This window comes from Streptomyces sp. NPDC056296 (assembly GCF_042268605.1).
Taxonomy (GTDB): domain Bacteria; phylum Actinomycetota; class Actinomycetes; order Streptomycetales; family Streptomycetaceae; genus Streptomyces.
Map to the genome: position 1 here is coordinate 96771 of NZ_JBHJRX010000008.1, position 18895 is coordinate 115665.

Annotated in this window: 19 protein-coding genes; 13 read left to right on the forward strand and 6 right to left on the reverse strand. The window is 72.1% G+C overall.

The genetic code is table 11. The annotated features are described in order from the left end of the window. Positions 1–31: 31 nt before the first annotated feature. The 3 genes from ACFCZF_RS07855 (at position 32) to ACFCZF_RS07865 (ending at position 2582) form a co-directional block, all read left to right on the forward strand. Positions 32–628 carry a DUF5998 family protein gene (locus ACFCZF_RS07855; protein ID WP_376670974.1) on the forward strand — a complete coding sequence of 199 codons (597 nt, stop codon included), beginning with the start codon at positions 32–34 and terminating at the stop codon, positions 626–628. Beyond that, positions 628–1821 (forward strand): alkaline phosphatase family protein, encoded by a 1194-nt coding sequence (locus tag ACFCZF_RS07860; protein WP_376670912.1) that lies wholly within the window; start codon positions 628–630, stop codon positions 1819–1821. Before ACFCZF_RS07855 ends, ACFCZF_RS07860 begins: the two co-directional genes overlap by 1 nt. Positions 1822–1931: 110 nt before the next feature. Next, complete coding sequence (locus ACFCZF_RS07865; protein ID WP_376670913.1) at positions 1932–2582, forward strand: thymidine kinase; 651 nt, start codon at positions 1932–1934, stop codon at positions 2580–2582. Here the strand turns inward: ACFCZF_RS07865 and ACFCZF_RS07870 are convergent. Continuing rightward, positions 2571–3410 (reverse strand): VOC family protein, encoded by an 840-nt coding sequence (locus ACFCZF_RS07870; protein ID WP_376670914.1) that lies wholly within the window; start codon positions 3408–3410, stop codon positions 2571–2573. The genes ACFCZF_RS07865 and ACFCZF_RS07870 overlap by 12 nt on opposite strands. 252 nt (positions 3411–3662) lie before the next feature. On the opposite strand from ACFCZF_RS07870, the gene ACFCZF_RS07875 reads away from it, so the two are divergent. After that, complete coding sequence (locus ACFCZF_RS07875) at positions 3663–4514, forward strand: sulfurtransferase (RefSeq protein ID WP_376670915.1); 852 nt, start codon at positions 3663–3665, stop codon at positions 4512–4514. Between the two features lie 415 nt (positions 4515–4929). On the opposite strand, the gene sepH is transcribed toward ACFCZF_RS07875, so the two are convergent. Beyond that, the gene (gene sepH / locus ACFCZF_RS07880) at positions 4930–5988 is read right to left on the reverse strand and encodes a septation protein SepH (protein ID WP_375923693.1); all 1059 of its coding nucleotides are present in this window, start codon (positions 5986–5988) and stop codon (positions 4930–4932) included. Positions 5989–6459: 471 nt separating this feature from the next. On the opposite strand from sepH, the gene ACFCZF_RS07885 reads away from it, so the two are divergent. Next, positions 6460–7314 (forward strand): hypothetical protein, encoded by an 855-nt coding sequence (locus ACFCZF_RS07885; protein WP_376670916.1) that lies wholly within the window; start codon positions 6460–6462, stop codon positions 7312–7314. Here the strand turns inward: ACFCZF_RS07885 and ACFCZF_RS07890 are convergent. Both ACFCZF_RS07890 and ACFCZF_RS07895 read right to left on the reverse strand, forming a co-directional pair. Beyond that, the gene (locus tag ACFCZF_RS07890; RefSeq protein WP_376670975.1) at positions 7238–8548 is read right to left on the reverse strand and encodes a D-arabinono-1,4-lactone oxidase; all 1311 of its coding nucleotides are present in this window, start codon (positions 8546–8548) and stop codon (positions 7238–7240) included. The two genes, ACFCZF_RS07885 and ACFCZF_RS07890, sit on opposite strands and share 77 nt — an antisense overlap. Continuing rightward, on the reverse strand, positions 8517–9773 hold the full coding sequence (locus ACFCZF_RS07895) for an MFS transporter (protein ID WP_375923698.1): 1257 nt from the start codon (positions 9771–9773) through the stop codon (positions 8517–8519). The genes ACFCZF_RS07890 and ACFCZF_RS07895 overlap by 32 nt, the downstream gene beginning before the upstream one ends. 186 nt (positions 9774–9959) lie before the next feature. Between ACFCZF_RS07895 and ACFCZF_RS07900 the strand changes: the two genes are divergently transcribed. Next, positions 9960–11087, forward strand: a complete 1128-nt coding sequence (locus ACFCZF_RS07900; RefSeq protein ID WP_376670917.1) for a ferrochelatase — start codon at positions 9960–9962, stop codon at positions 11085–11087. A gap of 8 nt (positions 11088–11095) precedes the next feature. Beyond that, the gene (locus ACFCZF_RS07905) at positions 11096–11914 is read left to right on the forward strand and encodes an inositol monophosphatase family protein (protein WP_375923703.1); all 819 of its coding nucleotides are present in this window, start codon (positions 11096–11098) and stop codon (positions 11912–11914) included. Between the two features lie 1096 nt (positions 11915–13010). Here the strand turns inward: ACFCZF_RS07905 and ACFCZF_RS07910 are convergent. Then, entirely contained in the window at positions 13011–13184 is a 174-nt protein-coding gene (locus ACFCZF_RS07910; RefSeq protein ID WP_167392522.1) for a hypothetical protein, read from the reverse strand. A 446-nt stretch (positions 13185–13630) separates the two neighbouring features. Between ACFCZF_RS07910 and ACFCZF_RS07915 the strand changes: the two genes are divergently transcribed. The 4 genes from ACFCZF_RS07915 to ACFCZF_RS07930 all read left to right on the forward strand — a co-directional run bounded on the left by ACFCZF_RS07915 (position 13631) and on the right by ACFCZF_RS07930 (position 17202). Further along, entirely contained in the window at positions 13631–14284 is a 654-nt protein-coding gene (locus tag ACFCZF_RS07915) for a response regulator transcription factor (protein WP_003993508.1), read from the forward strand. A gap of 6 nt (positions 14285–14290) precedes the next feature. Further along, positions 14291–15535 (forward strand): sensor histidine kinase, encoded by a 1245-nt coding sequence (locus ACFCZF_RS07920; RefSeq protein ID WP_376670918.1) that lies wholly within the window; start codon positions 14291–14293, stop codon positions 15533–15535. A gap of 406 nt (positions 15536–15941) precedes the next feature. After that, positions 15942–16238, forward strand: a complete 297-nt coding sequence (locus tag ACFCZF_RS07925) for a DUF4193 domain-containing protein (RefSeq protein WP_003993510.1) — start codon at positions 15942–15944, stop codon at positions 16236–16238. A gap of 13 nt (positions 16239–16251) precedes the next feature. Further along, the gene (locus ACFCZF_RS07930; protein ID WP_376670919.1) at positions 16252–17202 is read left to right on the forward strand and encodes a hypothetical protein; all 951 of its coding nucleotides are present in this window, start codon (positions 16252–16254) and stop codon (positions 17200–17202) included. Between the two features lie 13 nt (positions 17203–17215). Here the strand turns inward: ACFCZF_RS07930 and ACFCZF_RS07935 are convergent, their stop codons facing one another. After that, complete coding sequence (locus tag ACFCZF_RS07935; RefSeq protein WP_121749670.1) at positions 17216–17677, reverse strand: DUF3093 domain-containing protein; 462 nt, start codon at positions 17675–17677, stop codon at positions 17216–17218. A gap of 57 nt (positions 17678–17734) precedes the next feature. Here ACFCZF_RS07935 and ACFCZF_RS07940 point away from each other — a divergent pair, with 57 nt between their 5' ends. Together ACFCZF_RS07940 and dut are read left to right on the forward strand one after the other, a co-directional pair. Beyond that, positions 17735–18319: a PaaI family thioesterase gene (locus tag ACFCZF_RS07940; RefSeq protein WP_375923729.1), complete on the forward strand. Its 585-nt coding sequence runs from the start codon at positions 17735–17737 to the stop codon at positions 18317–18319. Continuing rightward, the gene (gene dut / locus ACFCZF_RS07945) at positions 18316–18894 is read left to right on the forward strand and encodes a dUTP diphosphatase (protein ID WP_375923732.1); all 579 of its coding nucleotides are present in this window, start codon (positions 18316–18318) and stop codon (positions 18892–18894) included. Before ACFCZF_RS07940 ends, dut begins: the two co-directional genes overlap by 4 nt. Position 18895 lies beyond the last annotated feature (1 nt).

The window sequence follows — 18895 nt, forward strand, 5'->3', positions numbered from 1 at the left end:
GCGTGCCTCGCAGTCGGTGCGCCCCCGTAGGATGGACGGCATGGCCAAGACCAGTACGACGACCCAGGGGCTGCGAGCGGCGATCGAGCGCAGCGGCTACTACCCGGCCCTCGTGGCCGAGGCGGTGGAGGCCGCCGTGGGCGGCGAGCCCGTGCGGTCGTACCTGGTCCACCAGGAGACGACGTTCGACCAGAACGAGGTACGCCGGCACGTGACCGTTCTCGTGCTCACCGGCAACCGCTTCATCGTCAGCCACACCGACGAGCAGGCCGCCGACGACACGTCTCCCACGCCGTACGCCACGACCTCCACGGAGTCCGTCAAGATCGGCCGGATCTCGTCCATCGTCGTCAGCCGCGTGGTCGCCAACCCGGAGCAGTACAAGCCGGGCACACTTCCCCGCGAGATCGTGCTGACCATCGGCTGGGGCGCCGTCTCCCGCATCGACCTGGAGCCGGCCGCCTGCGGCGACCCCAACTGCGAGGCCGACCACGGCTACACGGGCAGTTCGACGGCCGACGACCTCAGCCTGCGCGTCAGCGAGGCCGGGGACGGCCCGGAGACGGTGCGCCAGGCACTCGCCTTCGCCCAGGCCCTCTCCGAGGCGACCGCGGATTCCGCCCGCTGATGGTGCAGCCCGCCGCCTGGGACACCGACCCGGAGCCCCTCCCCGTCGACTCCGCCCCCGTACCCGAGTACGGCACGGGCTCGCTCGCCGACCTGCTGCCCACCCTGGCCGCCGGCCTCGGCGTCCCCGGCATGACCGCGGGCATCACGGAACTGACCCCCGCCGACCGGAACTGCGTGTTCCTGATCGACGGCCTCGGCTGGGAGCAGCTGCGCGCGCACCCGGAGGACGCCCCCTTCCTCAGCTCGCTGCTGGGCACCTCGCGCGGCGGCACCGGACGCCCGATCACCGCCGGCTACCCGGCGACCACCGCCACCTCCCTCGCCTCCGTCGGCACCGGCCTGCCACCGGGCGCCCACGGCCTGCCCGGCTACACCGTGCGTGATCCCGCCACCGGCGCGCTGATGAACCAGCTGCGCTGGCAGCCGTGGACCGCGCCGGGCCCCTGGCAGCCGTACCCCACCGTCTTCCAGCTCACCCACGAGGCGGGTGTGCGCGCCGCCCAGGTCTCCTCCCCGACCTTCGCGAACACCCCGCTGACCAAGGTCGCGCTCAGCGGCGGAACGTTCCACGGCCGGCTGTCCGGCGAGGACCGGATGGACTGCGCCGCCGAGCAACTGGCCGGCGCCGACCGCGCCCTCGTCTACACGTACTACGCCGAGGTCGACGGCGCCGGCCACCGCTTCGGCGTCGACTCCGACACCTGGCGCGGCCAGCTCGGGCACGTCGACCGGCTCGTCCAGCGCCTCGCCGAGCAGCTGCCGCCGCGCAGCGCCCTGTACGTCACCGCCGACCACGGCATGATCGACGTGCCCTTCGACGAGGACCACCGCATCGACTTCGACGACGACTGGGAGCTGAAGGCGGGCGTCGCCCTCCTCGGCGGCGAGGGCCGCGCCCGGCACGTCTACGCCGTCCCCGGCGCGGCGAACGACGTGCTGACCTGCTGGCGCGAGGTGCTCGGCGAGCAGTTCTGGGTGGCGTCGCGGGACGAGGCGATCGCGGCGGGCTGGTTCGGCCCCCGCATCGACGACCGGGTGTACGACCGCATCGGCGACGTGGTCGCCGCCGCGCGGGACGACGTCCTGCTCATCGCCTCCGAGCGGGAGCCGAAGGAGTCGGCGATGGTCGGCAACCACGGGTCGATGACCCCTGCCGAACAACTCGTCCCCCTGCTCGAAGTACGCTCCTGAAGCCCCGCTCCCCATCCCACCCCATCCCATCCCATCCCATCCGACCCCGTCCCATCCCGTCCCCTCCGCCCCGCTTCCCGCCGCCGCTGCCGAAAGGTGCTCAACCCCTCATGCCCGAGCTGGTCTTCTTCTCCGGAACGATGGACTGCGGGAAGTCGACACTGGCTCTCCAGATAGAGCACAACCGCTCGGCGCGCGGCCTGGCCGGCATGATCTTCACCCGCGACGACCGCGCGGGCGAGGGCAAGCTCTCCTCCCGCCTCGGCCTGGTCACCGACGCGGTGGAGGTCGAGGACGGACGGGACCTGTACGCCTACGTCGTCGACCACCTCTCGCAGGGCGGACGCGCGGACTACGTGATCGCGGACGAGGCCCAGTTCCTCGCGCCGGACCAGATCGACCAGCTCGCGCGCGTGGTCGACGATCTCGGCATGGACGTGTACGCCTTCGGCATCACCACCGACTTCCGTTCCAAGCTGTTCCCCGGCTCCCAGCGCCTGGTCGAACTCGCCGACCGCGTCGAGGTGCTCCAGGTCGAGGCCCTGTGCTGGTGCGGCGCCCGCGCCACGCACAACGCCCGCACCGTGGGCGGCGTCATGGTCGTCGAGGGCGCCCAGGTGGTCGTCGGCGACGTGGCCCAGTCCCCCGACGAGATCGGCTACGAGGTGTTGTGCCGACGGCACCACCGGCGCCGTACGACCGCCGCGACGGCCCGCGCGGCCGCGCTGTCACCGGACGTGCTGCCGGTATCACCCGCTTGAGCGACTCCGGGACCCCGCGGCCGGGCCCCGTCGGCCCTCCAGCAGCGAGAACCGCGCCCCTTCCGGGTCCGCCACCATCGCGGACCGGCCGTGGGCGGTGTCCTGGGCCGGTTTGAGTACATGCCCGCCCAGATCGGCGAGGTGCTCCATGGACTCCTCCGCGTCGGCCACCTCGAAGTACGTCACCCAGTGTGGCCCCCGGTCACGGGGCAGGGCGTTGCCGACGCCGTGGATGCCGGCGACGGGGCGGCCGTCGAGGCACAGCGTCACGTAGTCGAAGTCGGCGGAGACCTCCGGCACCAGTTCGAAGCCGAACACCGTCTCGTAGAACTTGGCGACGCTCGCCGACTCGAAGGTCATCAGCTCGTTCCACGCCGGTGTGCCGGGCACGTCCGTGACGGCCGTGCCGAGGTGCGCCGCCGCCTGCCAGATGCCGAAGACGGCGCCCGACGGGTCGGAGCCGATGGCCAGACGACCGGCCTCGCCCGCGTCCAGCGGTCCCACGCCGATCGTGCCACCGCACAGGCGTACCGTCTCGGCCGTCCGGTTGACGTCGTCGGAGGCGAAGTAGGGCGTCCAGGCGATGGGCAGATGCCGGTCCGGGGGCAGTTGGCCGATGCCCGCGACCTCGCGCCCGTCGATCAGGGCCCGCGCGTACGGGCCCAACTGCTGCGGTCCGGGCTGGAACTCCCAGCCGAACAGTGCGCCGTAGAACTCCTGGGTCGCGGCCGGTCCGTGCACCATCAGACTCACCCAGCAGGGTGTGCCGGGCGTGTGCCGGGCGTTCGTCTCGCCGTTCCGGCCGGCCGACCCCCGTGCGTCGGTCATCGTCACTCTCTTCTCGGCCCTCCGTGGGCCGTGCGTCCGCTTCCGCCTGACGGATTCCGCTTTGACGGACCTGCGCGCGATGCCGGCACCGGATCCGGTGCCGCGCGCTTCGGGCGCGCCCGTGGGGCAGCCCGGGGCTGTACGGGTAGTACAGCATGTGCCCGAACCCGTACGCCTCGTGATCGGTACTGTCCGGCGGGCAGAGTAGCCCGACGTCGACGCGGCGGCCACTCGGTACGCCAGGATGGGGTCATGAACGCCACCATCTCCGCATCCGAACTCGTGACCGAACTGGCGGACGCGAACCCGCCCGTCCTGCTTGACGTCCGCTGGCAGCTGAGCACGGCCAAGGCGGCCGACGCTCCGCCGTTCGACGGCCGGGCCGAGTACGCCGCCGGGCACCTTCCCGGTGCGGTCTTCGTCGACCTGGACAGGGAACTCGCCGCCGCGCCCGGCGGGGGCGGCCGGCATCCGCTGCCCGACGTGGCGGAGTTCGGCGCGGTGATGCGCCGCGCGGGCGTGTCGTCGGGCCGGCCGGTCGTCGTGTACGACGGCGGCCAGGGGTGGGCGGCGGCACGCGCCTGGTGGCTGCTGCGCTGGACGGGTCACCCGAACGTGCGGGTCCTGGACGGCGGGTTGCCGGCCTGGGAGGCGCCGCTGTCGACCGACGTCCCCGCGCCCGCGGAGGGCGACTTCGCCCCGGAGCCGGGCGCGGCGGGGCTGCTGGACGCCGACGGGGCCGCCGCGCTGGCCCGCTCCGGGGTGCTGCTCGACGCCCGCGCGGGGGAGCGGTACCGGGGCGAGGTGGAGCCGATCGATCCGGTCGGGGGTCACATCCCGGGCGCCGTGTCCGCGCCGACGACGGACAACGTGGCGCCGGACGGCCGGTTCCTGCCCGCGGAGGAACTCCGCGCCCGCTTCAAGACGTTGGGCGCCACGGAGGACGGTGAGGTGGGCGTGTACTGCGGCTCGGGCGTGTCGGGCGCCCACGAGGTGCTGGCGCTGGCGGTGGCGGGCATCCCGGCGGCGCTGTACGTGGGCTCGTGGTCGGAGTGGTCCTCGGATCCGGGCCGACCGGTCGCCGTGGGGCCGGACCCGCAGTAGGCCTGACGGAGGAGTGGTGGGACCGGGTCCCGAGCAGGGGGGCCGGCCCCGAGTAGAGCCGGCGAGGGCGTGGTGGGGCGGGGCAGGTCCGAGCAGGGGGGGGGGCGGCCGGCCCCGAGCAGAGCCGACGAGGCGTGGTGGGGCAGGGCAGGGCAGGTCCGAGCAGGTGGGGCCGGCCCCGAGCAGAGCTGGCGAGGGCGTGGTGGGGCAGGGCAGGTCCGAGCAGGTGGGGCCGGCCCCGCGCAGAGCCGACGAGAGCGTGGTGGGCCAGGTCCGGGCAGGGCGACGACGTCGCGATGGTGTCCCACCGTCCAGGTCCGAGGCAGGGCGACGACGCCGCAATGGGGCCCCGCCCAGTCGGCCCGACGGTCGGGGCCGCGCCCACGTGGGCGCGGCCCCGATCGTCGAAGACCGTCTACTCCTGCTTCTTCCGCCGCGTCCCGAAGACGATCTCGTCCCAGCTCGGCACCGCCGCCCGGCGGCCCGGGCGGACGCCGTCGGCCTCGGCCTGGCGGTCGGTGGAACCGGTGAGGCGGTCGCGGTGGCTGGCCACGGAGCGCGGCATGAGCACGTCGGCGTAGGCGGAACCGGCCGACGCCGCGGGTGCCGGGGGCTCCTCCACCTCCGGCTCCTCGACCGGCTCCTCCGCCGGTTCCGGAGCGCGCTCGGGCACCACCAGGTCGCCCCGGAAGCTCGGTACCGCCTCCAGCAGGCTGGTGAGCGAGTCGCGTTCGGCCGAGGCGGTGGCCGCGGTCGCGGGCTCCTCGGCCGGCTCGGACGGCGCCGGAGGCAGGCTCGGCCGCTCCCGCTGCTCCCGGTCGAGAGTGCGGTCCAGCGGCCGGTCGCGCGGCAGCCGTGCGATGCGCGGGACGAACGGGAAGCTGGGCTCGGGCGCGGCGAGGTCGTCGGACTCGCCGATCAGCGCGCGCGCCTCCGAGTCGACGGCCTGGACGAGCCGCCGGGGTGGGTCGTACGTCCAGCTCGCCGAGTGCGGCTCGCCCGCGACCAGGTAGACCAGGAGGACTTCCCAGGTGCCGTCGTCGCGGCGCCAGGAGTCCCACTGGACGGTGTCCTTGTCGGCGCCGCGCAGCAGCAGCCGCTCCTGGACGGCCTCGCCGAGTGGCGGCCCGGAGTTCTCGCCGGGACGGCGGACGGGGGTCTTGCGGGCCCGCTCCGCCATGAAGGCGCGCTCGGCCAGCACGGGTCCCTCGAAGCGCCGGACGCGGTCGACGGGGATGCCGGCCATCTGCGCGACCTCTTCCGCGGTCGCGCCGGCACGTATACGCGCCTGGATGTCGCGTGGGCGGAGATGACTCTCCACCTCGATCTCGATCTGGCCGAGGCGGGGACGGTCGCCGCGTACGGCGGCCCGGAGCCGCTCGTCGATCGGAAGCGTGTACTCCGTGCTGTCCGCAGCCTTCAGCACCAGCCGTGTGCCGTCATTCGAGACGGCCACGACACGCAGTTCGGGCATGGGGACCTCCCGGGTGGTGCCTGCCGACGTCACGTGCGTCGCTGCTTCCGCTCTGTCGAGTGTGGCCTGCCCGGGTGCAGCCTGCCACAACCTTGCCGAGTTGCCCGGCGTGTCGGGCACGGGCCCTGAAACGCCGTTATGGCACGGTTACCTATTCGCAACGCTAAGTGACCAACTCCGTCACCCTGTGCAACTAGCCCCCTCCCGGCGGTCCTTCAAGATCCTGAACTCCCTGTCGGGAGACCGGACCCGGGGCTCGCAACAGTACTCCATTCGGGCCACGTGCGTGGATTGGCGCGCCGCCCAACTTCCGTCAAGGGGTGGCGCTCGGCCCTCCCGGCGCGATTCGCGCGATCTTGGACGTGGCGTACTTCACGGAATCACCAGAAACGGAACTAATGGTTTCGCCCCCACGTCCCTTTCTCGTGCAGTTGATCGATCATGTACGGGAAAGACAGGCAAGGTCCGGGGATGCGTGAAAAGCCCGATGGAGCAGGCGAAACGGATACGCGTGCGGAGGTGAAGTCCAAGCGAATCGACCTGAACGTGCCCCAGGTCGCCGGCAGCGCCCTCGCGGCGGTGGTGGCCGCCAAACTCGCCTCCTCCTTCGGCGTGTACGGCACGATCCTCGGAGCCGGTCTGATCAGTGTCATCGCCACGTGCGGAGGCTCGGTCCTCCAGCACTTCTTCAAGCGCACCGGCGAGCAGATGAGGGTGAAGCGCACCGTCGGCACCGTGCGGACGGGCGGGCTGACCGCATCGGTTCCGGGTGAGTTCACCGAGGGCACCGTCTACCGCGCGCGGACCACGGGCTGGAAGCGCCCGGTGGTCGCGGCGGCCCTCGTCTTCGGCGTCACCATGGCCGGGATCACGACGTACGAACTCGCCTCCGGCGAAAGTCTGAGCGGCGACCGCAGCACCACCGTCGGCAGTGCCTTCACCGGCCACGGCAAGTCCACGCCGGATTCGGGGGAGTCGGGCGATTCCGGCGGATCAGGGGACTCTCGGGACAGCCAGGACAACCAGAACTCGGGTGGGCCCGGTAGCTCGGAGGGTTCCGGCTCCGGCTCCGGCGACGACACCCAGGCGCCCACCCCGTCCGGCACCCCGGACGAAACCGGCGACGGCACGTCGTCGGGCGGCACCTCCACCGAGGACGGCGGTACGACGTCCAGCCCGACGCCCACTCCGGACGCAGGCGGAACCGACGGCTCCGGCGACGCCACGAGCCCGGCCCCCGACGCCTCGGCTACGGCCCCAGAACCCGGCGCAAGTAGTCGTTCCGGAACAGACGATCAGGGTCAAGACGGTCCCTCAGCTCCGTGAACTCGCCGAAGCGCGGATACACCCGTGAGAAGTACTCGGCGTCCCGAGTGTGGATCTTGCCCCAGTGCGGCCGCCCCTCGTGCGCCGTGAAGATGCGCTCGGCGGCGGTGAAGTACGCCTGGTAGGGCGTGCCCCGGAACATGTGGACGGCGATGTACGCACTGTCGCGGCCCGATGCCGTGGACAGCGTGATGTCGTCGGCCGGAGCCGTACGCACCTCGACCGGGAAACTGATCCGGAGCCGTGACCGGTCGACCATCGTCCTCAGTTCGCGCAGCGTCTCCACGACGGCCTCGCGCGGAACGGCGTACTCCATCTCCACGAAGCGCACCCGGCGCGGAGAGGTGAAGACCTTGTAGGGGGTGTCCGTGTACGTCCGCGCGGACAGCGCCTTGCTGGAGACCCGGGCGATCGCGGGAATGCTGGTGGGCACCGCGCGGCCGACCCAGTTGGCCGCCTGGAAGACGCCGTTGGACAGGAACTCGTCCTCGAACCAGCCCTGGAGCCGCCCCACCGGCTGCTCGGGGCCTGCGCTGCGGTTGTTGCGCTTGGTGTTGGTGCTGCCGGTGTGCGGGAACCAGTAGAACTCGAAGTGCTCGTTCTCGGTCCACAGTTCGTCGAAGTCGGCGAGGACGCGATCGAACGGCATCGGCTCCTCGCGGGCCGTGAGCAGGAAGATCGGCTCCACGGCGAAGGTGATCGCGGTGACGACGCCCAGCGCGCCCAGGCCGATCCGGGCGGCGGCGAAGACCTCGGGGTTCTCGCGCTCGGAGCAGGTCAGCACCGAGCCGTCCGCCGTGACCAGTTCCAGGCCACGGATCTGGGCGGCGATCGAGGCCGAGTCGCGGCCCGTGCCGTGGGTGCCGGTACTGGTGGCCCCCGAGACGGTCTGGTCCATGATGTCGCCCATGTTCGTCAGCGACAGACCCTCCCGCGCGAGGGCCAGGTTGAGCCTCTTGAGCGGTGTGCCGGCCTCGACCGTGACCGTCATGGCGTCGCGGTCGATGCCGCGGATGCCGGTCAACAGCTGAGGGCGTATCAACACACCGTCCGTCGCGGCTATGGACGTGAAGGAGTGCCCGGTGCCGACGGCCTTGACCCGCAGGCCGTCCTGGGCCGCCCGGCGAACGGCCTCGGCCAGTTCGTCCACGGAGGCGGGAGTGACCTCCCGCGCGGGGCGCGCGGAGACGTTGCCGCCCCAGTTACGCCATGTGCCGTTCTTCCCGCTCGTCATCCCGCTCGCCGTGCGTGTGCTGCTCAACGGTCCCTCCCCGACGCGGATCCGGCCGCTTGAGCCGGCGGTACCCGAGGAAACCGACCGCGACCGCGACGGCCCCGGCCACCGCCGGAACCCAGTACCCCGCGCGCGCCCCGGAGGCGTCGATCACCCAGCCGCCCGCGGAGGAGCCGAGCGCGACCCCGACCGCGAGGCCGGTGCTCACCCAGGTCATGCCTTCGGTGAGCTGCGTGCGTGGTACGTGCTCTTCGATGAGGGACATCGTCGTGATCATCGTGGGAGCGATGGACAGACCCGCAACGAACAGCGCCGCGGCCAGAAACAGCAGGTTTCCGACCAGTAGGAGGGGGATCATACTCACGGCCATCGCACAGACGCCCAGCAGCCAGCGTCGTTCCGGCGGCCCGGCGAAGCGCATCAGCCCGAAGATCATGGCCGCTGTGCAGGAACCCGCCGCGTACAGAGCGAGCACCAGGCTGGCGGCGGCCTTGTGCCCCTCCTCCTCGGCGAAGGCCACGGTGACCACGTCGACCGCCCCGAAGATCGTTCCCGTCGCCGCGAACGTGACGACCAGTACCTGAAGTCCCCGGGAGCGCAGCGGGGTGCCGCCGCCCTTGTGTTCGCGCGGATGCGGCTCCGGCTCGGTGGCGCGCTGCGCGGTCAGCCAGAAGACGCCCGTGGCCAGGAAGCAGGCGGCGAGCAGTGGCCCGGCCTCCGGGAACCAGGCCGTGGACAGGCCGATGGAGATGATCGGCCCGAAGATGAAGCAGATCTCGTCCACCACGGACTCGAACGAGTACGCGGTGTGGAGTTGTGGGGTGCCCCGGTACAGGGCCGCCCAGCGGGCCCGGACCATCGCGCCGAGGCTCGGCACGCAGCCGATGCCGACGCAGGCGACGAACAGCACCCAGTCCGGCCATCCGTAGTGCGCGGCCGGCAGCAGCACGGCCGCCGCGGTGAGCGACACGAGGGTCGCCGGGCGCAGCACCCGTCGCTGACCGTACCGGTCCACCAGCCGGGAGACCTGCGGCCCCGCCACGGCGGCGGCGAGCGCGATGGTGGCCGACAGCGCCCCGGCCAGTCCGTACCGCCCGGTGAGCTGCGAGATCATCGTCACCACGCCGATGCCCATCATCGACAGCGGCATCCGGCCGAGGAAGCCCGCGGTCGAGAAGGCCTTGGTGCCGGGGGCGGCGAACAGGGCGCGGTAGGGGCTGGGCAACGAGGTCTCCGGGGAACGGCTCAGTAACAGCTCAAGAACGGCTCAGGACTGGCTCAGTAAGGTGCGAACGCAGTCGATACAGCTTACTCGTCCGGCCGCCCGGAAACAGCCCCGCGGACCTGGCGAAACGCACGGTCGGCACCCCGCCGTTTTCCCGCTGTCAGTGCCGGGTGGCAGGATCGAGACATGCCAGACGTGCTCGATGCCAGCCCCTACGACGCCCTGCTCCTGCTCTCGTTCGGCGGCCCGGAGGGCCCGGACGACGTGGTCCCGTTCCTGGAGAACGTGACACGAGGGCGCGGCATCCCCAAGGAACGACTCAAGGAAGTCGGTCAGCACTACTTCCTCTTCGGCGGCGTCAGCCCCATCAACGACCAGAACCGAGCCCTGCTGGACGCCCTCCGCAAGGACTTCGCCGAGCACGGTCTGGACCTGCCGGTCTACTGGGGCAACCGCAACTGGGCGCCGTACCTGACGGACACCCTGCGCGAGATGGTCCGCGACGGCCGCCGGCGCATCCTCGTCCTGGCCACCAGCGCCTACGCCTCGTACTCGGGCTGCCGGCAGTACCGCGAGAACCTCGCGGACGCGCTCGCCGCCCTGGAAGCGGAGGGACTGGAGCTGCCGGAGATCGACAAGCTCCGCCACTACTTCAACCACCCGGGCTTCGTCGAGCCCATGGTCGACGGCGTCGTCCGGTCCCTCGCCGAGCTGCCCGAGGAGTTCCGGGACGGCGCGCACATCGCCTTCTCGACCCACTCGATCCCCACCTCCGCCGCGGACACCTCCGGTCCGGTCGAGGAGCACGGCGACGGCGGGGCGTACGTACGCCAGCACCTGGACGTGGCCCAGGTGATCGCCGACGCCGTCCGCGAGCGCACCGGCGTCGACCACCCCTGGCAGCTCGTCTACCAGTCGCGCTCCGGCGCCCCGCACATCCCGTGGCTGGAGCCCGATATCTGCGACCACTTGGAGGAGCGCCGTGCGGCCGGCGCCCCCGCCGTGGTGATGGCACCCATCGGCTTCGTCTCCGACCACATGGAGGTCCTGTACGACCTCGACACCGAGGCCACGGCCAAGGCGGAGGAGCTGGGACTGCCGGTACGTCGTTCGGCCACCGTCGGCGCCGACCCGCGGTTCGCCGCAGCGGTCCGCGACCTCGTCCTGGAGCGGGCCGCCGACGAACTCGGGCAGGAGGTCGCGCCGTGCGCCCTCGGCGCGCTCGGCGCGAGCCACAATCTGTGCCCGGTCGGCTGCTGCCCCGCCCGCGCCCCCCGTCCCGCCGCCGCGGGCGCCGACAGCCCCTACGCGTGAGGAGCCCCGTGACCGACGTGACGCCCCGCCCCCTCCATGCCGAGCTCCTGAAGATCGCCCAGGAGGCCGCCCACCGCGCGGGCGAGCTGCTGCGCGACGGCCGCCCGGCCGACCTCGCGGTCGCCGCCACCAAGTCCAGCCCGATCGACGTGGTCACCGAGATGGACATCGCGGCGGAGAAGCTGATCACCGGCCTGATCGCCGACCGGCGTCCCGACGACGGGTTCCTGGGCGAGGAGGGCTCCGTCACCGAGGGCACGAGCGGCATCCGCTGGGTCATCGACCCGCTCGACGGCACGGTCAACTACCTGTACGGACTGCCCACCTGGGCGGTCTCCGTCGCCGCCGAGCAGGACGGCGAGCGGGTGGCCGGGGTGGTCGTGGCCCCGATGCGGGGCGAGGCGTACCACGCGGTACTGGGCGGTGGCGCCTGGGCAACGGGCGCCTGGGCCGGCGAACGCAGGCTCGCCTGCCGCTCCACGGCGCCGCTGGACCAGGCCCTGGTCTCCACCGGCTTCAACTACGTCGCCGACGTCCGCGCCGAACAGGCCGAGATCGCGCGGCGGCTCATTCCGCTGGTGCGCGACATCCGGCGCGGCGGCTCGGCCGCGATCGACCTGTGCGACGTGGCCGCGGGACGCCTCGACGGCTACTACGAGCGCGGTCTGCACCCCTGGGACCTCGCGGCGGGCGACCTGATCGCCCGGGAGGCGGGCGCGGTGACCGGTGGACGCCCCGGTGAGCGCCCGTCCGGAGCCCTGACGATCGCGGCCACCCCGGGCGTCTTCGAGCCCCTCCAGCGGCTCCTGGTGGACTTCGGCGCGTAGGCCTCCGGCGGTTCGGCGGGCGGCGCGTAGGCCTCCGGCGGTTCGGCGGGCGGCGCGTGGCCGGCCCCGGAAGGCGTGTGTCACTCCGTGCCCACGCCGTTCCGCGGACCGACCACGCCCAGAGGCAGACGGCCCCGCGCGACGCCACCCGCGACCGCGCCGACGCGGCGGCCGACCGCGACGATCGGCCCGTCGCAGGCACCGGCCGCGCGCGGCGCCCCAGCGGCACGGCGGTCGACGCCGACTGTGGATCCGGCGGGCTCACCCGGCCCTGTGTCTGCGGGGCCGGGTGTCCGCGCACGGACGCCGAACTGCCCGCCCAGCGCTTCCACCTCATCGCCGCTCGGCTTGGCGCGATCACCGCTCATGCCTGCCGTGCCGGGGCATCCGGCACTGTCGCAGATGGTCGGGCGCGGTGTCCTCGTGGCTCCGGTGTGTGGTGGCCGGCTCCGGCTGTGGGTTCGGCGTCGGCATCCGGTCCGGTGGTGCCACCGGCTCGGCGCGGTCACGGCTCATCCCTGCCCCGCCGGACCACCCGGCACCGTCGCAGACGGCCCCGTGGGTCGCCCCCGCGGCCCCACAGGCTCGGCGGCCGACCCCGGCCATCGGCCCGACGCCGCCACCCGGCTCTGTACGCCGCCCCGGCGCCCACGCCACGCCTGTTCATCGCCGGACGGCAGCCTGCCGGACACCGGCCCCGCCCGACATCCGTTCCGCCGGGGCGGACCCCCGCCCGATACCCGTTCCGCCGGGGCGGACCCGGTGCCCGGCGACCACGCCCCGCGTGCTCACCGCTGGACGGCGACCTGCCGGACACTGGCCCCGCCCGACAGCCGTTCCGCCGGGGCGGACCCCCGCCCGATACCCGCTCCGCCGGGGCGGACCCGGTGCCCGGCGACCACGCCCCGCGTGCTCACCGCCGGACGGCGACCTGCCGGACACCGGTCCCGCCCGATATCCGTTCCGCCGGGGCGGACCCTCGCTCGGGCGGACGGCGCCCGGCGCCCACGCCCCCGCCCGCTCACCGCCGGACGGCACCACGCACGACGAGGCCCCGGCGCTGGATCCCGCCGGGGCCTTGTCGCTCACGGGCCGATCAGACGCCGGTCGCGCCGACCTCCACACCGTGTTCGGCAGCGAGACGGCGCAGGTCGTCGAGCTCTCCCAGCTCCACCTCGACGAGGAACTCGTCCCCCTCGTCGCGGGCCCGGGACAGGTCGGACTCGGTCGTCTTTATGCGCTGCAGAAGTCCTGCGGTGAAAGCGTCCATGCTGCGCCCCCTCGTCCTGGGTCGTGGGTCGGTGGCACGGGGGTGTGCCGTTCGAAAGGGACGATCACGTCTCCGGTGGAGTGCCCAGCGCAGCCCTGCCGGGCGGCGACGGTGCCGGACACCCACGCCCGCTCTGCGGAAGCGGACCGCGGCGTACCGCGCGGTAACGCGGTACAGGCAGAGCGTGATCGCGGGGTGTAAAGCCGTCCTCCCCCCACTCCCTTCCGCGGAAACCTCAACCGCGCGAGAAAATCCCGCATTCCCGCTCCCGCCACCTTTCCCGACCGTCCCGTCCGGCGCGGGCCGCTCCGGGGCCGTCACCGGCCCCTCACCCGTCTTACAGCCGACTTATGGCCGAAAAGGGCAGGATGGAGGCAACACCCACCAGCCCCCTGCCCTCGTGCGCCAGAAGCGCTACGCGGGTGGACACAGGAAGGACAAGCGACGTGCGCGTACTCGTCGTCGAGGACGAGCAACTGCTCGCCGATGCGGTGGCCACCGGACTGCGCCGGGAGGCCATGGCCGTCGACGTCGTGTACGACGGTGCGGCCGCCCTGGAGCGCATCGGCGTCAACGACTACGACGTGGTCGTCCTCGACCGCGACCTCCCGCTCGTGCACGGCGACGACGTGTGCCGCAAGATCGTCGAGTTGGGCATGCCCACGCGCGTGCTGATGCTCACGGCCTCCGGCGACGTCAGCGACCGGGTCGAGGGCCTGGAGATCGGCGCCGACGACTATCTGCCCAAGCCCTTCGCGTTCAGCGAGCTCATCGCGCGCGTGCGCGCCCTGGGCCGGCGTACCAGCGTGCCCCTGCCGCCCGTCCTGGAGCGGGCCGGCATCAAGCTCGACCCGAACCGCCGAGAGGTCTTCCGGGACGGCAAGGAGGTGCAGCTCGCGCCCAAGGAGTTCGCCGTGCTGGAGGTGCTCATGCGCAGCGAGGGCGCGGTCGTCTCCGCGGAGCAGCTGCTGGAGAAGGCCTGGGACGAGAACACCGACCCGTTCACCAACGTCGTGCGCGTGACCGTGATGACCCTGCGCCGCAAGCTGGGCGAGCCGCCCGTCATCGTCACCGTCCCCGGCTCCGGCTACCGGATCTGATCGACCGTGGCGACGACACCCGCGCCCCCCGGGGCGCCTCCGAAACCCACCTGGGACCCACGCTCGGCCACCCCGCTGCCGTGGCTGCGGCCCACCATCCGGATAAGGCTGACGCTGCTGTACGGCGGCATGTTCCTGATCGCCGGCATCCTGCTGCTGTCGATCATCTACCTGCTGGCCGCCCAGGCGGTACGCACCGGCAACCAACCGCTCTACAAGATCGTCAACTTCCAGGACCTGGAGGTCGCGAGCAGCGACTGTCCCGGGGTCACCAACGGCAACCTGTCGCTGTCGCAGTTCAACGCCGCGATCAGCGACTGCATCGACCACCAGCGCCAGGTCGCCCTGGACCGGCTGCTCAGCCGCTCGCTGCTGGCCCTGCTCGGCCTTGCCGTGATCGCCTTCGCCTTCGGCTACGCCATGGCCGGCCGCGTCCTGTCGCCGCTGGGCCGGATCACCCGCACCGCGCGCGCGGTGGCGGGCTCCGACCTCTCCCGGCGGATCGAGCTGGACGGCCCGGACGACGAGCTGAAGGAGCTGGCGGACACCTTCGACGACATGCTGGAGCGGCTGCAACGGGCCTTCACCGCCCAGCAGCGCTTCGTCGGAAACGCCTCCCACGAGTTGCGCACGCCGCTGGCGATCAACCGCACCCTCCTGGAAGTGCACCTGTCCGATCCGAACGCCCCGGTGGAGCTCCAACAGCTGGGCAAGACACTGCTGGCCACCAACGAACGCAGCGAGCAGCTCGTCGAGGGTCTGCTGCTGCTCGCCCGCAGCGACAACCAGATCGTCGAGCGCAAGCCGGTGGACCTCGCCGAGGTGGCCGGCCAGGCCATCGACCAGGTGCGCGCCGAGGCGGAGACCAAGGGCGTGGAGATCCGCGGCACGCGCGATCCCGCCGTGGTCCAGGGCAACGGCGTCCTGCTGGAGCGCATCGCCCTGAACCTCGTACAGAACGCCGTGCGCTACAACGTGGCCGAGGCGGGCTGGGTGGAGGTCACCACCGCCGTGGAGAACGGTCAGGCGGTCCTGGTGGTCACCAACACCGGCCCGGTCGTGCCGGCCTACGAGGTCGACAACCTCTTCGAGCCGTTCCGGCGGCTGCGCACCGAGCGCACGGGCAGCGACAAGGGAGTCGGCCTCGGCCTGTCCATCGCGCGGTCGGTGGCCCGGGCGCACGGCGGGCACATCTACGCACAGCCGCGCGAGGGCGGAGGGCTCGTGATGCGGGTGACGCTGCCCGTCTGAGATCATGACCCCGACATCTCACCGAGACCCGAGGATGTTCGCTTTGAGCGGAATTTCCAGGCCACCGGCCCTGGAGCTGCCTGTGTGATCGATCACAGCGGAGGCTTTCCCGCCATCTACTCTCCGTGATCATGCACCCTGTCGGAAAGCCGGGAAAATCCTGGTTTTCAGGGGTCCTGATCACGGGAAGTACACGGTGAGACGCCTTTGAAGTGCGGCATTCGGACCGTGTACGGTCCCCATCGCCATCCAAGCCGATCACTCATGAGGGGTCCGGTTGGGTGTCGATTGAGTAACAGACCTTGATGTGAGGCAAAATCTCCGCCTCGGGTCGGGCACAAGTCCGGCCTCTCACGCGTTACGTGCGCTGGAGACACCCGCAGACACCCAGAGGGGGAGAGCGACCATGGCAACCGATTACGACACTCCACGCAAGACCGACGACGACGTCGACTCGGACAGCCTCGAAGAGCTGAAGGCGAGGCGGAACGACAAGTCCGCCTCGGCCGTCGACGTCGACGAGTTCGAGGCCGCGGAAGGCCTCGAACTTCCCGGCGCCGACCTCTCGAACGAGGAACTGGCCGTCCGTGTACTTCCGAAGCAGCAGGACGAGTTCACCTGCATGAGCTGCTTCCTGGTGCACCACCGCAGCCAGCTGGCCCGGGAGAAGAACGGCCAGCCGATCTGCCGCGACTGCGACTGAGGCGGGGTCGGCCGTGACTGGCTCGACCCCTCCCTGGAAGCGCCGCTTCTCCAGGCGGGAAGCGGACCAAGGACCGTCCGACGGTCCCTATGGCGCGCGTGACGACGAGCGGGGCCCGACCGATACGGGGACGGCCTCGCTCGAATCAGTGGCCGACCGGGGTGACCTCCCGGCGACCGCCGAGACGTCGGCACCCGCTGCCCGGCGACGGGCAGCGGCGTTCCGGCACAAGGCCGGACAGGGGGTCCGCAACGGCGGTCAGCGCGCCAGGGCCGCCCTGGCGCACCTCGCCGACCGAATCATCGACCTGGCACCGCGCGTGCCCGTACGGGACCTGGCGACGCTCCGCAGGCAGTTCCCCGGTCTCGGACCCGAGGAGCTCGCCGACCGGCTGGTGGCAGGCGCCGCCAAGGGCACCGCGACCGTCGGAGCGGGGATCGGCGCGGCCGCGATGATGCCCGTACCGCCCGCGATGCCCACGGAACTGGCCGCCGAGATCACCGGCGTCGCGGCGATCGAACTCAAGATGATCGCCGAACTCCACGAGGTCTACGGCGTACGACCGCCCGGCGGTCTCGCGCAGCGCAGCACCGCGTATCTGAACTCCTGGTCGGACGAGCGCGGCGTCGACGTGTCCAAGCCGTCGACTCTCGGTTCGGCCATGAACAGCCACATGAAGCGCCAGCTCCGTCAGCAGATCATGAAGCGGATGGTGCGTGACCTGCCGAACCTGATGCCGTTCATGGTGGGCGCGGCCGTGGGCGCCGTCATGAACCGCCGCGACACCAGAAAGCTGGCCGCGAGAATCCGGGCGGACCTGCGCAAGCAGCAGGTGCCGTGGAGCGCCCTCGAAGAACTCCCGGCGCTGGAGGGACCGCGGGACGCGCTGGACATGGGCGCCCTCACGAAGGAACTCGGTCCCAAAGGGCTCGGCCGCCGCCCTGGAGGGGACGGCGGGCACTGATCCCGCGCGGGTGCTACGCCGCCGCCTTCGCCGCCGTCAGGGCCTCCACCAGCCGCTCCGGCTCGCGGGTCGACAGGTACAGGTACGGAGTCGGGTCCTCCGGATCCGTGACCAGCACGCGCACGGCCCTCGGGATGTAGGCGCGCAGCAGCAGGAAGGCGCGGGTGTCGGCCTTGTAGGTGCGCCAGGCGCGGGCCTCCTCCGGATCGAGGATCTCCGCCTCGCCCAGGGCCGAGACCGGCACCTTCGCCTCGCCCGCGATCAGCGAGCCGCCCACGACACGGATGCGGACCGCGCCGTACGAACTGGCCGCCACCGCCGCCACCGCCGTCCCGCCGGCCAGTCCGCCCAGCATCGGCAGCGTGCCGAAGGGCAGCAGGATCAGGGCGAACGAAAGCCCCACCAGGAAGGAGACCAGCCACCAGGAGCGCGGCGCGGTGAGGCGTTCTTCGTACGGGGCGGTGGAGAGCTGCATGAACCAAGCTTGGCACGGTATCGGTGTTCGGCCGACGCGCGGGTAAGGTCTGCGCCTGTGAGTGGTACTTCCCCAGGTCTTCAGCCCCCCGCCGACGCCGTGAAACCCGTACGGCACCCCGACGCGCCCGCCCCCGGCGAACTGCTCGGCGCGCACTACGGCCAGTGTTTCGGCTGCGGTGGCGACCAGCCCCACGGACTGCACCTCCAGGCGCGGGCGGGCGAAGGCGTGTCGATCACCGCCGAGTTCACCGTGCAGCCCGCCCACCAGGGCGCCCCCGGCCTGGCGCACGGCGGCGTGCTGGCCACCGCCCTGGACGAGACCCTCGGCTCGCTGAACTGGCTGCTGCGCACCATCGCGGTGACCGGACGGCTGGAGACGGACTTCCGGCGGCCCGTGCCCGTCGACACGACGCTGCATCTGGAGGCCGAGGTGACCGCCGTGGCCGGCCGGAAGATCTACTCCACCGCCACGGGACGGATCGGCGGCCCCGACGGGCCCGTGGCCGTCCGCGCCGACGCGCTGTTCATCGAGGTCAAGATCGATCACTTCGTCGACCACGGCCGCGAGGAGGAGATCCGCGCCGCCATGGACGACCCGGACCAGGTCCGCCGCACGCGCGCCTTCGAGGTGAACCCGTGACCCTCCCGAACCCCGGGCACCGGGAGCCGAGGCCCGAACTCGACGTCCTGATCCGCCGCGTCGACCCCGACGTACCGCTCCCGACGTACGCGCAGCCCGGCGACGCGGGCGCCGATCTGCGCACCACCGCCGGCTGCGAACTCGCGCCCGGCGAGCGGGCCGTACTGCCCACGGGCGTGTCTGTGGCGCTCCCGGAGGGGTACGCGGCCTTCGTGCACCCACGTTCCGGTCTGGCCGCCCGCTGCGGTGTCGCCCTCGTGAATGCCCCGGGGACGATTGATGCCGGGTACCGTGGGGAGATCAAGGTGATCGTGGTGAATCTCGACCCGCGCGAGACTGTGCGGTTCGAGCGCTTCGACCGGATTGCCCAACTGGTCGTCCAACAGGTCGAGAGGGTCCGCTTCCGTCAGGTCGCGGAGCTTCCCGACTCGGTGCGGGCCGGAGGGGGCTTCGGGTCCACCGGTGGCCACGCCGGGTTGGACCGTGCAAGCGGCACAAGCGGTCAGGTCGCCGAGGGCGGCCCGACGGGTGGGAATCGATACGCTTCGGTCGTATCCGACCGGGAAGGACAGTGAC

Coding starts and splice junctions, on each gene's coding strand:
- ACFCZF_RS07855 (WP_376670974.1), top strand. CDS start 32: ATGGACGGCATGGCCAAGACCAGTACGACGACCCAGGGGCTGCGAGCG.
- ACFCZF_RS07860 (WP_376670912.1), top strand. CDS start 628: ATGGTGCAGCCCGCCGCCTGGGACACCGACCCGGAGCCCCTCCCCGTC.
- ACFCZF_RS07865 (WP_376670913.1), top strand. CDS start 1,932: ATGCCCGAGCTGGTCTTCTTCTCCGGAACGATGGACTGCGGGAAGTCG.
- ACFCZF_RS07870 (WP_376670914.1), bottom strand. CDS start 3,410: ATGACCGACGCACGGGGGTCGGCCGGCCGGAACGGCGAGACGAACGCC.
- ACFCZF_RS07875 (WP_376670915.1), top strand. CDS start 3,663: ATGAACGCCACCATCTCCGCATCCGAACTCGTGACCGAACTGGCGGAC.
- sepH (WP_375923693.1), bottom strand. CDS start 5,988: ATGCCCGAACTGCGTGTCGTGGCCGTCTCGAATGACGGCACACGGCTG.
- ACFCZF_RS07885 (WP_376670916.1), top strand. CDS start 6,460: ATGCGTGAAAAGCCCGATGGAGCAGGCGAAACGGATACGCGTGCGGAG.
- ACFCZF_RS07890 (WP_376670975.1), bottom strand. CDS start 8,548: ATGACGAGCGGGAAGAACGGCACATGGCGTAACTGGGGCGGCAACGTC.
- ACFCZF_RS07900 (WP_376670917.1), top strand. CDS start 9,960: ATGCCAGACGTGCTCGATGCCAGCCCCTACGACGCCCTGCTCCTGCTC.
- ACFCZF_RS07910 (WP_167392522.1), bottom strand. CDS start 13,184: ATGGACGCTTTCACCGCAGGACTTCTGCAGCGCATAAAGACGACCGAG.
- ACFCZF_RS07925 (WP_003993510.1), top strand. CDS start 15,942: ATGGCAACCGATTACGACACTCCACGCAAGACCGACGACGACGTCGAC.
- ACFCZF_RS07935 (WP_121749670.1), bottom strand. CDS start 17,677: ATGCAGCTCTCCACCGCCCCGTACGAAGAACGCCTCACCGCGCCGCGC.